Here is an 18,167-nt window from a genome sequence, read left to right on the forward strand (position 1 = left end):
GCATCTCTGACGTGTTTCCCAGGTCTTGGGAGGTATTGGCTTGCGATTGATTGTGGCTTGTCCATCCTTGTTCAGTATCTTGGGCGTTCCGCCTAGGCATACTGTACGTCCAAACTTGTGGTAGACGGCGATTTCTCGCGCCCTGAAAACGCTTGAGAAACAAGTGACTTGCAGGCTTCCGCTCACACCGCCTAAGCTTGGGCAAGTGCAAGCTGGGGCTGACTGTCCGACTTTGGGCGCAAGAGCGCACCGTGTCGGGGCCATGTCGGAATGTGAATGCGATTTCTTGTTGCCGTCATGGCGGTTCTTCTGATCGGTGTAACTGGGGCGTCGGCCTATCTGTTGCTGCAGTCCTGCGGCCTGCGGCTGCCGTTCAGCGACCGTGTGATCAGTTTTTGTACCCCGGATGAGGTTCTGGCCACGCGACAGGCGCTGGCAGAGACCGATCAGCAGACAGCGGACCTGACCGCCGACGTGCTGGGGTTGGAGCGGAAATTGGCCTTGCTTCAATGCAAGGCGGAACCGCCACCGCCCCCTCCGCCGCCGCCCCCCCCGCCACCGCCAAAACCCAAGACGCCCAGCGGGTTGGCGCCGGATGCCTTTGACGACAATGACATTTCGGTGATGGAGGGCTGCTGGCAGCTGTCATCCGATTATGCGGTGCGCGAGATCAACACCGGCGCCATCACCCGCTTCCGCTATTGGCGGATCTGTTTCGACAAAAACGGCAACGGGACCGAGGTCATGCGCTCCACCAATGGGGTGCGGTGCCAGGGCAACCTGACGGGCCGGATGCCGGGCAATGGGCGGCTGACCATGCGCGAACCCGGCAATCTGCAGTGTGACAACAACTCGTCGATCTTCCGCCGCGACATCACGTGCCGGTTGGACAATCGCGGCAATGCCAATTGCAGCACGTACCAGCCGGAAACCAACGGGCGCAGCAATGCAACGCTGCGCCGGGCAAGGAGGTAACACCATGGCCGATCAGTTCCTGTCCAAGACCAAACTCACGGCCGACGACCTGGTGACATCCGGCGATCGCCCGGTGCTCGAGCGGTTTCAAGAGCTGCGCGCGCTGCTCACCGACCGCGCAGGCCCCGAAGTCGCGGCGCTATTTGCCGAACCCTTGCTCAGCCGGGGCAATGACACCGCCGCCCCAAGCGTGTCGTGGTATGCGGATGCCAAATCTGAGCCGGTGCCTTTGTCGCGCCTGTCGCCAGCCGAACAGTCGCAAGTCACGGCCTATCTGTCCGACCACCTGCGCCCTTTACGTTCCTTGGCTGAAGAGCCCGCCCACGCTGATCTGGTGTGGGGGGCCCTGTCCACCTATGGCGCCGACGACGTGATGGTGGTCGATGGTCGCCCGGTGATTGTGAACTGGGGTCTGTTGCCCGGCGGGGGCGGTGCCAATGTTTCGGCCCGGATGGCGCATTTCGACGCCACGCTGGGGCGCTACCTGCAAGCCCCTGTTCAGCCCCAGCCCCAGCCCCAGGCGGCACCGGTGGCTTCGGCGCCAACATTCACGCCTCAACCGGTTGAGACACTGATGACACCCGCTCCGGTGCGCCGGATTTCGCGGCTTGCCTGGGTGCCGCTGCTGGTTCTTTTATTGATTTCCGGTGCCGTGCTGTTCTGGCTTTTGCAGCCGGGCACGCGACTGTTCCCGAAACAGGACCCGGTGATCACTGAACAGTCCACGTTGGACGCGCAGCGCGCCCTGAATGACGAGCTTCGCGGGCGGGCCGAGACGCTGCAAGCCGCCCTGGATGGCGCGGTGTGCCGGGCTGATGGGGTGCTGATCCTGCCAAACAGCCAGACGCCCGAGGGGCTTTTGCCGCCGAAACAGGGCGAGGCGTTTCCGCAAACGGCCGAGGCTGCGCCAGACGCTCTGCTGCCCAACACCACCGACCGCATCCTGGTCGAGGATCCAGCCAATCCCGAAACGCCCCAATCACTGCTGCAGATGATCGAGGCGCGCACCGTTCTGGTGCTTGCAGGCACTGCCAATGGTTTGACTGCAGGATCAGGGTTTGTCGTTGGGCCAGGACTGGTCGTGACCAATCAACACGTGCTCGAAGGCGCCGCACCGGGCCAGTTGGCGGTCGCCGGTCAGGCCGTAGGCAATCCCATGCAAGCCTCTGTTGTCAAATCGGCGGGACCTTTGGCAGACACGGGCCAGGACTTTGCTCTGCTTGAGGTTCCGGGTCTTTCCGCGCCTGCGTTCACTTTGCTCCAGGGGGCCGGTTCGCTGAAGCTCAATAACGTGATTGCCGCCGGGTATCCCGGTGACGTCCTTGAAATTGATGGTGATTTTGCCGCCCTTCAGGCCGGAGAGGCTGGGGCGATCCCCGGTCTGACCGTCACCGATGGCATCGTCAACACAGAACAACAGATCGGCCCAGAGACCAACGTTCTGATGCATTCAGCCGCGCTCAGCAGTGGCAATTCGGGCGGCCCATTGGTGGACATGTGCGGACGTGTGGTGGGCGTGAACAGTTTCGTGCGGAAGGGGCCGCTGCAGAACCGTGGCTATGCTTTGGCGATTGGCGATCTGATGGCCTTCCTGGCCGGAACAGCGGCTGCTCCGCAGGTGGTCGACGCCCCTTGCCAACCCGTTGTGCGCCCTTTCACGGCCGCAACCAGCGCTCCGGCCAAGGAGTGATCCAGACATGACCGGCGCGCTTCTTGTCACCACCTCGACCCAAGGGTTGCAGCCCTTGGGCTCGGCCGCGCAGCGGTCGTTCGAGTTGGTGGCGACCACGATCCGCCAGCGGTTGGGCGCCGAACACGCCGCCCTTTTTGCCGAGCCGGTGGTGACCGATCATGGCGATCAGATCGACTGGTACGCACATGTTGGGGGGAAGGCGCAGCGCCTGTCTGACCTGCCGCCACCCGAGCAAGCGGTGGTCAAGGCGACCCTTGGGCGGCTTGTCGGAGAGATCATGGCCCTGGCCGATACCTTGCGAAACAGCGACCAGCCCGATGACCAGCGATTGGGCGAAGCCTGGGCCAACGCGGTCGAAATCCCTGCCGACAGCATGATCCATGTAGTCGAGGGCGAGGGCGGGTTGCAGCCGGTTCTGGTGCACTGGGCCTGGGTGCGGGATGAGCAGCACGGTGTGCGCGGCATCCTGACCGCCATGGTGCCCCGAGCTGTACCATTGACGCCGCACGGTGATGACCGGCCCGGTCGGTTCCGTCTGCTGTGGTGGTGGTTGATCGTGCTGGGATGGCTTCTCTTGGCTGCGATTCTGGCCCTGATCCTGTGGCTGATGCTTGCCCCCTGCGCGCTTGCCCCTTGGGGGCCGGATCATTGTCGCCCCGAGGCATCGGCGCTGTCGGCGGTCTATTCGGAACAGCAGGTGGCGCAAGAGCGCATTGCGCGGCTTGAGCACGAGATTGCCTTGACCGATCGGGCGTGCCGTGCCGAAATTCCGGTGTTGCCTGCAACTCCGGAGCCCCAGACCAAGCCCGAATCCAAACCCGAACCCAAGCCCGAGCAGAAAGGTGCCTTGCCGCCGTCCCCGGATGAAACGCTCCGACGCTTGGCAGGACGGGCTCAGGCGCTCTACACTCGGTTAAACCCATTTTCATCAGCGAATTAAGGGAAACGCATGCAAAGCTCTGAACATCTGGCCCGGCTGGTGGATTGGCGGGATGAGATCACCCTGGTGCCTTATTCCGGGGTGCAGATCCTGGACTTTGGCTTTCAGCTGGACACGCTGGAACTGAAAAGCGCGCGGTTTGTCGAACGTGTCGTGGGCGGCGATGACGCGCAAGAGGAATGGGCGCTCTTGCCGCTGAGCGGGGATGAAGACCGCGATCTGGCGCTGATGGGCGAAGAACGGGCCGATGATGATGCCTATTCGGTGCGGTCAGTCGCAGCCTTGGAGCCGTTTCTGTCAAAATGGGTGCCGGTGCCGGTGCTGCGGATCAAATCCGACCGGGGCGCGGGCGGTGAAGAACGGTTTGATTCCGGGCCGTCAACCTGGGCACGGATGCGGGTGGTTGAGCTGGACGAGCCGGATCGGGATACCGGCCACACCCACCGGGTGCAGCTGTCGTTGGACACCACTCTGGCGGACGGCGAGCAGGCGATGCAGTATCTGGCGCCCGAGCGGGTGGATGCGGAAAAGTCTAGGGATTTCAAATTTGTATCAGATCCCGCGCGGATGGATTGGTTCCTGCGTCGGTTGGAGCCGGATGCCGAGGGCACTCTACTAGACTTGCAAAAATGGGTGTCTGACTGGTTGGATGACCTTTTCATGTCCTACAAACGTGCAGAGCGTCCCGGTCGCCGGATCACCCATGACACCCTGCCGCACAAGTTCGAACATTGGGCGCGGTATCTTGCCTTCTTGCGGCTGGTGGATGCTGCGATCAGCATCCCGCGCCTGCGCCTGACAAATACCGTGTCCAAACGCGAGGGGCTTACTCCGGTCGAGGTTGAGCTGGTGTTGGACGTCGGCAATTCGCGCACCTGCGGTATCCTGATCGAGCGGTTCCCGGGGGAAACCCGGCTGGATCTGGCGCGGTCTTTCCCGCTGGAAATCCGAGACTTGAGCCAACCGGAGCGGATGTATTCGGGCCTTTTCGACAGCCGGGTGGAGTTCTCAGAATTCCGCATGGGCAACGATCGCTTTGCCAGCCGGTCAGGACGGCGCAACGCGTTCATCTGGCCCAGCTTTGTGCGCACAGGCCCCGAAGCGTTGCGGTTGGTGGCAGGCGAAGAAGGGACCGAGACGGCGTCGGGGCTCAGCAGCCCGAAACGCTACCTCTGGGATGACAGCCCTCTGCAACAGGACTGGCGTTTTCATCACCATGCCGACCCCAACAACCTGCCCAAGTCCCTGCGCGCGGGGATGCGGTTCCTTAATGAATCCGGCGATGTGCTGACACAGGTCGAGGCCGATGAACGTGCCAAACTGCGCCCGCGCGGCAAGACTAGCAAGACGCAAGCCATCCGCCCGCGGTTCTCGCGCGCGTCGCTCTTTGGGTTCATGCTGGCCGAAATCATCGCCCATGCGCTGGCCCAAGTGAACGCGCCAGCCTCGCGCGCGCGGCGTCCGCAATCCGAGCTGCCGCGCCGCTTGGATCGGATCATCCTGACTCTGCCCACGGCCACCACTGCGCAGGAACAGGCGATCATCCGATCCAAGGCCAAGGGCGCCTTGGATCTGGTCTGGTCGCTCATGGGGCTGAACGCGGGCGAAAGTGCCATCTCGCGCCCGCCTGAGCTGATCGTGGATTGGGACGAGGCGAGCTGTACGCAGTTGGTCTATCTCTATTCCGAACTAACGCAGAAGTTCGATGGGCGCATTGACCGTTTCCTGAGCCTCAAGGGCACACCACGCCCGCAAACGCCAGGGGCGGCGGCCGAACCCTCACTGCGGCTGGCTTGTATCGACATTGGTGGCGGCACGACCGACCTGATGGTCACGACCTATTGGGGCGAGGCGGGGCGCGTCCTGCATCCGCAGCAAACCTTCCGCGAAGGGTTCCGGGTGGCGGGGGATGAGCTGTTGCAACGAGTGATCGCCGCCATCATTCTGCCGGGCCTGCGCCGCGCAATCGAGGACGCAGGCGGCCGCTATGCCGAGGAAAAGATCCGCGAACTGTTCACCGGCGACACCGGGGGCCTTGATCAGCAGAGCATCCAGAAAAGGCGACAATTTGCACTGCGCGTGCTGATGCCGGTGGCCGTGTCCATCCTTGAAGTCTGCGAAACAGCGGATGAGTTCGAAGGGCTGTCTATTTCTATTGCGGACGTGCTGCCCTTTGCCGACCACGCGGTGCCCGAGGCGCTGACGGCGTATTTGGAGGACGCCGCCGCTGGTTTGGGCGCAGAAGATTTCAAGCTGGCCGATGTCACGCTCTCCTTCAGCCGCGAAGATGTGGACGCCATCGCTCGCGAGGTGTTCCAGAAGGTGTTGAGCAACCTGGCCGAGGTGATCGCGCATTTGGGGGTGGACGTAGTGCTGCTGACCGGTCGCCCCTCGCGCCTGCCGGCGGTGCGGGCGATCCTGCAAGAGATGATGGTGGTTTCACCGCATCGCCTGATCCCGATGCACAGCTACAAGACCGGGCGCTGGTACCCGTTCCGCGATCCAGTGACACAGCGTATCGGTGATCCGAAATCCACCGTGGCCGTGGGGGGCATGCTGATCGCACTCAGCGAGGCGCGCATCCCGAACTTCAAGGTCACCACACAGGCGTTTCGCATGCAGTCCACCGCGCGTTACATTGGTGAAATGGACAGCTCGGGTCAGATCATGTCGGACCGCATCCTCTTTTCCAACGTCGATCTGGACGCGCGCAAATCGGCGCAGGATCTTGAGGCCGAGATCACCATGTACACCCCCGTCTATCTGGGTGCACGGCAGCTGCCTCTGGAGCGTTGGACGACAACGCCGCTCTATCGACTTGATTTCGCGTCACAATCAGCGCAATCGCGCGCACCGCTCCGGGTCACGTTCGAACGCACCGAGTTCGATGAAGACCCCGAGGTCGAAACCTCGGAAACCGTGCTGAGGCGCGAAGCCATGCGCGAGGCGTTCTCCGTGACCGAGGTCGAGGACGCCGAAGGCGACGCAATGAAACCGGCAGAGGTGCAGCTGCGGTTGCATACGCTGGGGTTTGAGGATGAATATTGGATCGACACCGGGCTGTTCCGGTTGTGAGGTTGGGCATGAGTAGTCAAGAACAAGACCAACTGGCACAGGCCTGCGCGCAAGTTGCGCAGCTGACGGGTGAGGCTTTGGCTTGGGTCGAAGACCCGGAAAACGCGGACCTGGTGGGGGCTGAGGCGCGCTCTCTGGTGCAGATGATGCGCAAGTCGACCCGCCGGGCACGCAAACTCAGCAGGGCGGCCCTGACCCGCATGTCGGTCAGCGTCTTTGGGCCAAGCCAGGCGGGTAAGAGCTTTTTGGTCTCGGTTCTGGCCCGACCAGAAACCGGTCCTTTGGTGGCCGATTTTCATGGGGATAGCGGCCAACTTGACTACATCCGTGAAATCAATCCCGAAGGGGAGGGCGAGAGCACCGGCCTTGTCACCCGCTTCACGATGGAAAAGGCAGACACGCCCGCAGGTGCACCAGTCAAGCTGACGCTTTTGTCCGAAGCGGATATCATCCGCACAATCGCCAACTCGTTTTTTATGGACGGCGACCGGTCCGAGCCGGTGCCGGAACCGGCCGAGATCGCCGCTCATCTGGACACCTTCAAGGCCCGCGCGGGGGCCGAGCAATCCGGGCTGAGCTATGATGAGGTTCATGAGATCGGAGAATACATCGAGGCGGCGTTTGGGCGCGAGGCCTATGCCGCCGCGCTGAAACCGCTGTGGGAAGAGGCGGCAGTGATTGCTCCGGGCTTGTCCCTGCCGGACCGGGCGGCGTTCTTTGCGCTGATCTGGGGCGGGCATCAGCCGTTCTCCGATCTCTACATCCGCCTCGCCGGAGCTTTGGGGCAACTGGGCCATGCCGAAGAGGCCTTTGCCGGGCTGGACGCCCTGGTGCCGCGCGAAACCTCGATCATTGATGTAAAGACACTTTCGGGTGCCTCGGACGGCGCACCACTGAGCCTGACGGCCAATGGGCGACAGGTCACGTTGCCCCGGTCGGTGGTCTGTGGGCTGGCGGCGGAATTGGTGCTGCCGATGCGCGATCTGCCGTCGCAGATGTTTGCCGAAACCGATCTGTTGGATTTCCCCGGCGCGCGCAACCGGTTCGAACAGGATCTGAGCCAAGCTTTTGCAGAGCCTGAGAAAATCCTGCCCGAGCTGCTGTTACGCGGCAAGGTGGCTTATCTCTTTGATCGCTATGTGCAGAACCAGGAAATCACCTCGATGCTGCTGTGCATTCCCGACAGCAACATGGAAACGGTGGATTTGCCGGGGCTGGTGCAAAACTGGATCGCAGCCACCCATGGGGCGACGGCCGAGCAGCGTGCAGGGGGCGAATGCGTTCTGTTCATGGTGCTCACCAAGTTCGACAAGCATCTGGGCGACAGCGCGGCCGAGGGTGGGGACGAGACGCGGTTTGAACGGCGGATGCAGGCCTCACTCTTGGAAAAATTTGGCAAGGGCAGCGACCCGTGGGTGGCCGAGTGGCAACCGGAGCGACCCTTTGACAACTGCTATTGGCTGCGCAACCCGAACTACTATGTCGACGGGCTGATTGATTATGGCGAGGCCAAACAAGAGCTGCAGATCCGACCGCAAAAGGCGGGCCGCGTGGGTGAATTGCGCGCCGGGTGCTTGCAGGCACCGTCGGTGCAGCGACACTTCCGCAATCCTGAACAGGCCTGGGATGCCGCGTTATCGCTCAATGACGGTGGGGTCAGCTACCTGACGCAGGCGCTGCAAGCGGTGTGCAAGCCGGACAGCAAACTGCGCCAGATCGCGGCGCAGCTGAGCACCTTGCGGGGGGATCTGGCGCGGGCAATGGCGCCGTTTCATGTGTCGGATGATGTTGAACAGCGCGTGACCGAAAAGCAGGACGCCGCCAATCTGGTCATCGACGATCTGGAGCAGTCGCTCAACCGGCATCGCTTTGGTGCGTTGATGGCGGCGCTGATGGTCGATCAGGAAGAGATCGAGGGCCGGATTTCCCGCGTCCCCAGTTCGGTGCGCATCACAAGCGCCGTCAGTTCGGCTGCGGCAGAGGCGCCGTCCCCGACCCGGCAACGCCCCGGCAGGCAACGTCCGGGACGTCCCGCAAACGAAGACACCAACGCGGACGTGCGGACCATGACATTGGAGCAGTTTCAGGCCGACACGGCGCTGGAGATTTGGATCGACGCGATGAAGGCGTTCCGCGATGATGTCACCCGGCGCGAGGCTTATGGCCTGGGTCTTGATACCTCTGGCAATCTTGTTGCCGAGCTCATCCACGCCGCCCGCCGCACGGGTTTGAGCGCACAGACAGCGGCGCAGTTGGAAGAGGTCAATTTTGGCCTGACCGTCGAGAAACAGGCGCAACCGGCCTCCATCCTTGGGGCCGAAGCGATCAACCGATTTGTCTCCACTTTAGGTATGACCGAACTGCCGGAAAGCCAACGCCCAAAGGTGCAGACCGCGGACGGGAAAAGCCGCGCAATTTTTGCACCGCAAGCGCCTTCGGACACGGTGGATGATCTGCCCGCGCAACCTCGCGCGATGGCCGAAGAGATCTGGACCGATTGGGTCTTTGCAATCGAGGCGATGTTTGTGGCCAATGCCAAGGACGGTTTGGGTGGTCAGATCAACGTCGATCAGAACCTGCGTCTGGGTCGCATCCTGTCTGATCTGGCGGGGCAGGCGCGTTCATGAGCCTTGTGCTGCATCCCGACCCGCAACAGCCCACGGGCGGCTACGGGTTTTTGGAGCTGCCAGGCAGCAGCTTGCCGGACATGGTCACATTGGCAGTGCAGGATGCCTATTCTGAACGCTGGCTGACCCCGGTTGACGAGGCACGTGTCGAGATCGGCAATCCCAATTGGCAACCGCAAAGGGCCAGCTTTGGCCCCTATCAGGTTCTGCGCCACGACGGTGCCGATTGGGTGCGGATCGGGCCGGAAATCGTCAACAAGCTTGAGGAATACACACCGCTCGTGATCGAGGTGGACGGTCGCGCCTTCAACGTGACTTGGCCCGATACCATCCCGCCGCGCGCCGGGCTGGCGGGTTTGGGTGGATTGCAAACCGTGCAGGCCAAACCGGCCCCGGCACCAGAGCCCGAGGTGAAGCGACCACCGGAGCCTGACCCTGTGGTGGAGCCGGACCAAAACATCGAAACCGAACCCCGAAAACGCAGCCTGCTGTGGTTGTGGATCATACTGCTGCTGCTTATTGCGGCTGGGGCGGCCGCCTGGTTCTGGACCCGCGAAGAAAGCGTCAGCCTGCCGATCAACACCACGCCGGTGTCGAACAACGAAAGCTGCGGGTTGCCTGCACTCAGTGCGCTGCCCGGGTTTGCGACACAGCTTGAAGCGCTGCGCACTTGTGGCCGCGATGTCAGCCCGGACACCGCTCTGAAACTGATCGAGGATGCCGCCCAAACAGAGGACCCTTTGGCACTCAGGGTGTTCGGCACGCTTTATGATGGCGACCAGTTGGACCCGCGTATCGAAAACCTGATCGGTCTTAGTTTTGCCGATGATCCTGCGCGCGCGGTTGAATATTATGCCCGCGCGGTTGAAGCCGGGGATACCCAGGCCACGTCACACGTCACGACCAACTGCGACCGGCTCAAAGGCTCGTCGCAGACGTTGGAAAAGGGGGCATATGATGATTTCTGCCGTTAGGACGATCCTGTCCGCTACCGCGCTGGCCCTGTTGCCACATACCACAACACCGGTCATGGCCAACGAGCGCCCCCTGTTGGTCGAAGAGCGGCAGACGGTATATCAACGGGTGCTGACACGGCCCGGCGCGTTGATGTTCTCGGCCCCAGATGGAGATGTTCTGCGCCAGTACCCTGCGTTTCAGCCGCTTTATGTTTATGCCCGCCAAGGCGATTGGCACCAGGTCGGTCCGTCCCTGTCGGCAGGTCCGCAGGGGTGGGTGAAATCTGATCAGGTGGTGGTCTGGAAACAGAACATCGTGGCCGCCTTTACCAATGCCGCGGGCCGCAAACGGCAGATCCTGTTCGAAACCGAGGATCAACTGCGCGCCCTGATGGAGCACGAAGCCCTGCGCGCTCAGCAAGCCAAGCTGTTAGAACAAGCCGCCGGTGACAGCCTGCCCGAGGACAGCGGCGTTGTGGCCGTCGAGCCCGAGGAATACGTCAACATCGTCGAACGCCTCTACCTAATGCCGATCCTGGAATTTGCCCAGGATCTGCACCCGCTGAACTACGAGGACAATCTGCTGATGCAGGTTGCCTCTGTTCCCTTGCAAGAGGGTGGCGTGCAGGCCGGTGCGATTGCCGACAACTTTGATGCGGGTATCGTCTTTGTCTTTGACACCACACAGTCGATGGATCCCTACATCGAACGCACGCAAGAAGCAGTGGAGCAGATCATCGAGGGCATTCGCGGAACCGAAGTGGGCACGCGGGTTCAGTTCGGCGTTGTGGGCTTTCGCGACAACGACAAGGCCGCGCCGGGTTTGGGCTATCGGACCAAGACGCTGCTGCCGCTGGAACGCCGCCGCGATCAGTCGCAGGTGGTCGCCACGATCCGGGCGGCAACGGATGTGGCCAAAGTGAACTCTCCGGGGTTCAACGAGGACAGCCTGGCCGGGGTGGAGGATGCCGTCGAGCTGACCGATTGGGCACCCACCGGCAATGACCCTTTTGATGCGCGTATCGTGATCCTGATCACCGACGCAGGCCCCAAGGACCCGCGCGATCCCAATGCGCGCTCGGACATCGGCCCGGCCGAGCTGCAGCGCGCCGCACAGGACAAGGGCATCGCGGTGATGACCCTGCACCTGCAGACACCCGCAGGCGGGCAGGGGCAACACGCCTGGGCCGCGCAACAGTACAAGGCGCTGTCGCGGTTCAACGACGAAACCTATTACTATGGCATCGACAACGGATCGCCGCAGGCGTTTCAGGCCACGGTGACCCGGCTGGTCACGGCGCTGACGGATGTGATCCGGGTGGCGCGTGACGAGCAGCCGGTGCTCGATCCAGCCGAGGCGGGCAAGGTCGTGAACCTGGGCCTGGCGATGCAATTGGCCTACCTGGGGCGGCTCAAGGACACGCAGGCACCGGATGTGATCCGCGGCTGGGTGTCGGAAAAGGCGGTCGAGGATCCCACGCGCCTGGCCATCGAGCCGCGCCTGCTGGTCACCAAGAACGAGATGGCGACCATGGCCGATCTGTTGTCGCAGCTGTTGGACCTGGGCGAGCAGAGCCGCAATCCCGAAGATGCGGCCACCTTCTTTTCTCAGGTCCGCGATGTGGTGGCGCGGATGGCCAAGAACCCTGACAGGCTGATCAGCACCGATGCGGATACGCTTGGCGGGGCGCTCGAGTTCCTCGAAGATCTGCCCTACGAAAGCCAGCTGATGTTGACCACGGAACAGCGTTGGCAGCAAAGCGCCATGAACCGTCGCAGCATCTTGGACGGGATGCGTCAAAAGCTGGTGCAATACCGCAAATGGCTGCTCGACCCCACGGTCTGGACCGCGCTGTACGAGGGTGCGCCGGATGGCGAATATGTCTTTGCCATGCCGTTCGACGTGCTGCCCTGAGTTGACAAGCGCCGGGCTGCATATGGTGGACGGGCGGATCAGCCTGTCGGGTGGGGGCCGAAGGTTTGAGGTTCACGTGCCAGAGCTGCAACTTGATCCGGGGCAGGCCTTGGCGCTAACCGGGGCCAGTGGATCGGGTAAGACCCTGATTTTGGAAATGCTCGGCCTGCTGCGTGCACCACAGGATGGGACCATCTATGGCGTGGGCAATGCGGACTTGGCCGCGCTCTGGCAGGGCGGGCCGCGCACCCCGAAATTGGCCGAGATGCGCGGACGTCTTTTTGGTTTTGTCCCGCAATCGGGCGGCTTGCTGCCGTTTCTGACCGTGCGCGACAACATCGCCTTGCCGCAACGCGTGTGCGGACAGCCGGATCCGGATTGGTGCGCGTCGCTGATCGATCGTTTGGGCCTTGGCGATCAGGCAGGGCAATACCCGGCCTCTCTGTCTATCGGTCAGCGTCAGCGGACAGCCATTGCGCGCGCCTTGTCCCATCGGCCCCGGATCGTGATCGCGGATGAGCCGACTTCGGCTCTTGACCCGGCCAGTGCCGATCAGGTGCTGGCGCTGTTTCTAGAGACCGCGGCTGAGCAGGGGGCGGGCGTGATCCTGTCGTCGCATGACCTGGACAGGATGGATCGGCACGGCATTGCACGGCGCAGTTTGGCGGTTGAGGCCGGTCCTCCGGTAACAAGCCGGTTGGAGGCGGCGCCATGCTGATCGTTTCGCTCGCCATTCGTGATCTGTTTCGGGACAGGTTCTTCCTGATCTGCAATACCGCGATCCTGGTGGGCGTGCTTGTGCCGTTGCTGCTGCTCTTTGGGGTCAAGAACGGCGTCTATACGGCGTTGCTGGAGGAGATGCTGGCTGATCCGGCCAGCCTTCAGATCGACACGGCCGGCAACACCACCTTTACCGAGGCGGACGTGGCCCCGATCCGGGATTGGCCCGGCGTTGCCTTTGTCACTCCCAAGGTCCGCAGCCAGTTCGACTATGTCAATGTTCGCGCGACCGAAGGCAGGCGGTTGGCGGCGGCGCTGATGATCCCTTCGGGCGCGGGGGATCCGACCCTGCCTGCGGGGGTCACTTTGGCCTCGGATCGTCTGGTGGTCAGCTCCGGTTTGGCGCGGCAGTTGAACCTGTCTGAAGGGGCGCCGTTGCAGCTTATCACCCAAGCCGAGGATCGGCCCCGACAACTGGTGCTGGAGGCACAGGTTGCGCACGTGCTGCCCGAACAGGCCCTTTCTGGGCGGGCGGTTCTGGCGCCGTTTGAGGTGCTCGACCTGATCGAGGCCTTTTATGACGCCTATTCCCTGCCAGACCACGGCATCGATGGAACAAAGCCGCTGGAGCAGCGCGTGCCGCGTTATGGTGGCGTGCGGGTCTATGCAGAGCATCTGGAGGAACTGGCGGGGCTGCAGGCCCGGCTGGAGGAACGCTTGGGCGTCGCAACCCTGGCCCGCACCCGCGAGGTCGAAGGGCTCTTGGGCCTGGGGCGCAATCTGACCCTGGCGCTTGGGCTGACGGCGGCTTTGGCCTCGGTGGGGCTGGGGGCGGCGTTGGGGTTTGCCTTTTGGAGCGACGTTGCGCGCAAAAAGGGCGTGCTGGCTTCGATTGCCTTGGTTGGCGTACCGGGGCGAAGCCTGATGCTCTTTCCCATGGTGCAGGCGATGATTACGGGTCTCATGGGGTTGGTCCTCTCGTGGATGGGGTATCAGCTGGCGGGTCGGATTGCGCAAAACCTGTTCGGCGGCGGGTTGCCCGACGGCGCAGCTTTGACATTGATCACGCCGGGACAGACGATGGGCATTGGGGTGTCAGTCATGGCGCTCTTGCTTTGTGTGTCGGCCATCGCGGGCTGGTCGGTGCAGCGGATCGACCCGGCGACCGTGTTGCGAGAGGTGACGTGATGCGCGCGCTGCTCGTTGCCTTGATGATGGTGCCTGTGCTGGCCACGGCCGAAACGCCCGAGGCGTGGCCCGTAGAGCAGTATGATCCGGCGAAAGAGGCCCCGGCAGATCTGCTGTTGCCGATGCCCTGCGGCGGCCAGATGGCGTTTCAAAAGGTGGTTGTGCCGCTGGATGCCGCTGATCCGCTGGCGGACCGGCGGGTGCGGTTGGGGCAGTCGTTGGACCGGACGGGCTATGCAGAATACCTGCGGGATGAATTCCTGCGCGGGTCGTTTGTCGACGATCAGGCCAACACCACGTTCTATTACATTGGCCGGTACGAGGTGACCCAAGGCCAGTTCCGGGCGCTTCAGGGGGATTGCGCGCCGGTCGCGCGGCAGGATCGGATCGCGCGGGGTGGCCTCAGCTGGTTCGACGCCTTGACCTTGGCGCAGAATTACACCGCTTGGCTTTATGCCAATGCACCCGATGCGCTGCCCACGGTGGATGGGGCCAAGGGCTATGTCCGGCTGCCGACCGAGACAGAATGGGAATACGCCACCCGAGGCGGGGCCGTCATCGACGCCAACAACTTTTCGGATCTGACGTTCTTTGCTGCAGGCGACATGCGGGACTATGCGATCCACCAGGGGGCTGGTGCAGGGCGGGGGCGATTGAACCCGGTGGGCTTGCGGTTGCCAAATCCGCTTGGCCTGTTTGATGTTTATGGCAACGCCGAAGAGCTGATGCTCGAGCCGTTCCGCCTGAACGCTCTGGGGCGGGCGCATGGACAGGTTGGGGGCGTCGTCACGCGCGGCGGGTCGGTGTTGTCGAGCGCGGAGCAGATCTATTCTGCGCAGCGCACCGAGTACCCCCCGTTCGATGTGCGCACGGGGCGGCCCTTGCGTGGCGACAGTTTCGGTGCCCGGTTTGTCATCTCGACCTACATCGCGACGTCCGAGGCGCGGCTGAGCAACATTCGTGACCGCTGGGTTGCACGTGCCGAGGGCGCTCAGGAGGAGGGAGAAGTTGATCCCGGCAAGGTGCTCTCGGACCTGATCGAGGCCGAACCCGACCTGCGCAGACGCAGTGCGCTGACGGATCTGCAGCTGGATTTGCGCCGCAACCGGGATCAGGTCCAGATCGCCTTGCAACAGACGGCGCGATCCACATTGCTGGCCGGGACGGTGTTTGCCGAAGCCTTGGCCCAAAACGCGCGCGCGATCGACAACAAGGCAGCCAACATCCGGATGCTGGTGTCGCTGCAACGGGCCGGGCGAAAGAGTGAGGTGTTTGACCGCCAGGTGCAAAAGCATGTGGCCGAGATTGCCGAGATGCGGCGCCAGCAGCAGGTCTATCTGTTGTCATACCGCACGGCGCTCGACACTTTGGTGGCTGATATCGGGGCAGAGGCCCGACAGATGGCCTTGAACGTGTTGGAGGAAGAACTGACGCTGTCTGGGCAAAGCGGGTTGAGAGAAGGGCTGGATCGGTTCGCCGAAACCTTGGATCAATTCGCAGCCCAGCCAGACATGCAGGCCATCGACCTTCTGAACCTCACCTTGTCGCGGCCCTGACACTGTCCAGCAAGCCGAGCACTCCCGTCCGTCGTCAACGCCCCTTGCGGGGCATCTCCTCCCGTTGGGCCAGGCTCAGGCGGGCAACGCCCGCCTGAGCCTGGCCCCCCGCCGTCCGCAGGACGCAAGGCCGATAGGCCGCGCAGGTTGGACGCCACGAGCTTGATCGGCGTCCTTTTGCTGATCGTGACGCGGGAATTGGCCCAGGAAGGATCTCATAACCTTGTAGTCAATGCTCGGATATGTTCACAATTGCGGTGAAATCGGGGTTTGGGCGGGTCTCAACCTTGACAATGAGGGGGCTGTTTGCTCGGCTTGTTGTATCAAGGGTTCAAATTCCATTAGCAAAGATCCCAACAGGTTCAGCCAATGCACGAGCAATGTCGGGATCCACGAGGTTATTGTTATGTTTACCAAAAGCGTTTGTGCCACCCTTGTGGCAACCAGTCTGGTTCTGGTACCGGCCAAAGAGGCGCGGGCGGATGAAGCTGCGGCCCTGATCGGCGGCGCCATTCTGGGTGGCATCATCATCAACGAAGTCAACAAGAACAAGGCCCGGCAGCGTCAACAGCAACAGCAACAGCAACAGCAACAAACGCGCGCGCGGACGTCCACCCGGTCATCCGGGATTTCCGCCGCGCAGCGCGAGCAGAACCGCAACGTACAATCCGCACTGAACTACTTTGGCTACAACGTTGGCTCGGTCGACGGCTCGATCGGGCGCAAGACACGTGCGGGCATCTCGAATTATCAGTCCGATATGGGCTATGCCATCGACGGACGTCTGGACGATACTGAGCGCAGTTTCCTGCTCAACAGCCATCAACGTTCTTTGGCCAGCGCCCATGTCGCGCCTTACAACCAGATCCTGGCCAGCCAGGGACAGCAGGGCCTGCTGCGGACTTATCGCAATGAACAGCTGGGCATCCCGACGCCGCAGGTTCAGCAACCGCAGGTCCAGCAGGCCACAGCGCCTGCGCCGACCCAAGACACGGTGCCCGCGCGCGCCAACACAGGCGCGTTGCCCGATTTCACCTTTGGTGCGCAGGCCCGTTCCGCCAACGAACACTGCAACGAGATCAACGTTCTGACCGCAGCCAATGGTGGCCTGAGTTCGGGTGGCAACGTGTCGGATGCCGAATTTGCGCTGAACGAGCAATTCTGCCTGGCCCGAACGCAGGCGATGGCCGAAAGCTCGCGGATCGAGGCGACAATTCCCAACATGTCCGGTCCCCAGATCGAAGCGCAATGCAAAGGGTTGACCCAGGCCATGACACCGCACATGGCTGGGATCGACAGCAAATCGCCCAGTCAGGTGATTGCCGATGGCTCGTCTTTCCTGCGAAATTCGGGGAGACCGATGGATCAGCTGGTGTCGGGCGGCAAGGTGTGTCTGGGCATTGGCTATCGCACTGATGACGCCGAAATGGCGATGGCCTCGGGCGTTCTGTTGGCCTCGGCCGGACAGCTTGGGTACGGCGAAATCGTCAGCCACCACCTACGCGAAGGCTTTGGCGCCGCCAAGGGGCAGGGCAATGTGGCCGGCGATTGGATGCGTCTGGCACTGAACGCGGCCCAAAGCGGGGCAACGGTATTGGGGCAAACGCCTGATCGGATTGCGGTCTTGTCCGCTGCACTGACGGGTGTTCCGGCGCAGACCGGTACGGCCGCGCTTCCTGTCTTTCCAACTGTGCCCTCGGGCGACTGAGCTTTAACGGGTTTCCGCCAGGCTGCGATGATCTTGCATCCTGTCCGCGATGAGGCGCGGTACGCCATGAGCCTCGCCCAAGACGGGGAGGAGGACGCCGGTAAATCCGGCCTTTTCAAGCGCCTCGGGGACGTCTTGCGTGGTGTGGAACCCGGGGCAGGCAAAAAGAGGCAGGCAAATCGACCTGGTACCGCATCCCATGGCGGCCTGATCGACAAAAGGGGCCTCTTCGACAAATCCAACACGAATTTCCGCGACCTTCAGGCGGGCGGAAATGGCGTCTGCAAAACCCTGCGCCATCTGGGCGGGTTTCCGACTGCGTCCCGACCCATGCGCTGCCAGCAGAACGGTTGTCTGAGTAAGCGACCAGCCTGCATCCTGTGTTGCTGCTTCCAGGGTCTGTGCCGCCAAATCGGGGAGGGAAGGATCCACTCCCAAAGGGTCGACAACCGTAACAGGGGCCTGTCCAAGCCGTTTGGGTAGGGCCGAGGTGACGAACCACCCATTGGCCATGAACATGGGATAGATCAGCGCGCCAGGTGAAAGAGTGTCCATGACCTCTTCCAGACGACCTTCGGCCGCAAGGGTGGCCGATTGCACGTTCCAGCCCGGCAGATGCGCCGCGACCTTCGATGCCAGAACCTTTAGCGCGGCCTCGGCCGGGGCCGGATCAGAGGGTTGCCCATGCGAGACAATCAGGGCCTGCGGCGGCAAAGAGGACATGTTCGGCTTCTCCAACTGGCGATGTGCCATAAATGTCCTGCACGGCCCACTTGTCAATGTTGCGTGGGACGCACCTGTTGCGTGTCTCGGC

General features: G+C 62.6%; 12 protein-coding genes. 11 read left to right on the top strand and 1 reads right to left on the bottom strand.

All coding sequences use genetic code 11. From position 1 onward, the window contains the following. Positions 1-276: 276 nt before the first annotated feature. From TRM7615_RS25615 to TRM7615_RS23195, 11 genes are all read left to right on the top strand, one after another. Entirely contained in the window at positions 277-975 is a 699-nt protein-coding gene (locus TRM7615_RS25615; protein ID WP_165821506.1) for a hypothetical protein, read from the top strand. 4 nt (positions 976-979) lie between these two features. Next, entirely contained in the window at positions 980-2,665 is a 1,686-nt protein-coding gene (locus TRM7615_RS23150; protein WP_165821507.1) for a trypsin-like peptidase domain-containing protein, read from the top strand. Between the two features lie 7 nt (positions 2,666-2,672). Next, the gene (locus TRM7615_RS23155; protein WP_108792230.1) at positions 2,673-3,608 is read left to right on the top strand and encodes a hypothetical protein; all 936 of its coding nucleotides are present in this window, start codon (positions 2,673-2,675) and stop codon (positions 3,606-3,608) included. A gap of 9 nt (positions 3,609-3,617) precedes the next feature. Further along, on the top strand, positions 3,618-6,683 hold the full coding sequence (locus tag TRM7615_RS23160; RefSeq protein ID WP_108792232.1) for a virulence factor SrfB: 3,066 nt from the start codon (positions 3,618-3,620) through the stop codon (positions 6,681-6,683). 8 nt (positions 6,684-6,691) lie between these two features. Then, positions 6,692-9,310: a virulence factor SrfC family protein gene (locus TRM7615_RS23165; RefSeq protein ID WP_108792234.1), complete on the top strand. Its 2,619-nt coding sequence runs from the start codon at positions 6,692-6,694 to the stop codon at positions 9,308-9,310. Continuing rightward, positions 9,307-10,284, top strand: coding sequence for an SEL1-like repeat protein (locus TRM7615_RS23170; protein ID WP_108792236.1), 978 nt, complete (start codon positions 9,307-9,309; stop codon positions 10,282-10,284). The genes TRM7615_RS23165 and TRM7615_RS23170 overlap by 4 nt, the downstream gene beginning before the upstream one ends. After that, entirely contained in the window at positions 10,268-12,181 is a 1,914-nt protein-coding gene (locus TRM7615_RS23175; RefSeq protein ID WP_108792276.1) for a vWA domain-containing protein, read from the top strand. Before TRM7615_RS23170 ends, TRM7615_RS23175 begins: the two co-directional genes overlap by 17 nt. Then, positions 12,147-12,899 carry an ABC transporter ATP-binding protein gene (locus tag TRM7615_RS23180; RefSeq protein ID WP_165821508.1) on the top strand — a complete coding sequence of 251 codons (753 nt, stop codon included), beginning with the start codon at positions 12,147-12,149 and terminating at the stop codon, positions 12,897-12,899. The genes TRM7615_RS23175 and TRM7615_RS23180 overlap by 35 nt, the downstream gene beginning before the upstream one ends. Next, the gene (locus TRM7615_RS23185) at positions 12,893-14,089 is read left to right on the top strand and encodes an ABC transporter permease family protein (protein WP_108792240.1); all 1,197 of its coding nucleotides are present in this window, start codon (positions 12,893-12,895) and stop codon (positions 14,087-14,089) included. The genes TRM7615_RS23180 and TRM7615_RS23185 overlap by 7 nt, the downstream gene beginning before the upstream one ends. After that, entirely contained in the window at positions 14,089-15,645 is a 1,557-nt protein-coding gene (locus TRM7615_RS23190; RefSeq protein ID WP_108792242.1) for a formylglycine-generating enzyme family protein, read from the top strand. The genes TRM7615_RS23185 and TRM7615_RS23190 overlap by 1 nt, the downstream gene beginning before the upstream one ends. A 406-nt stretch (positions 15,646-16,051) precedes the next feature. Next, entirely contained in the window at positions 16,052-17,353 is a 1,302-nt protein-coding gene (locus TRM7615_RS23195; RefSeq protein WP_165821509.1) for a peptidoglycan-binding domain-containing protein, read from the top strand. A 3-nt stretch (positions 17,354-17,356) separates the two neighbouring features. On the opposite strand, the gene TRM7615_RS23200 is transcribed toward TRM7615_RS23195, so the two are convergent. Beyond that, positions 17,357-18,106 (bottom strand): CbiX/SirB N-terminal domain-containing protein, encoded by a 750-nt coding sequence (locus TRM7615_RS23200; RefSeq protein WP_235824192.1) that lies wholly within the window; start codon positions 18,104-18,106, stop codon positions 17,357-17,359. Positions 18,107-18,167 lie beyond the last annotated feature (61 nt).

It is taken from the genome of Falsiruegeria mediterranea M17 (genome assembly GCF_900302455.1).
Classification (GTDB): domain Bacteria; phylum Pseudomonadota; class Alphaproteobacteria; order Rhodobacterales; family Rhodobacteraceae; genus Falsiruegeria; species Falsiruegeria mediterranea.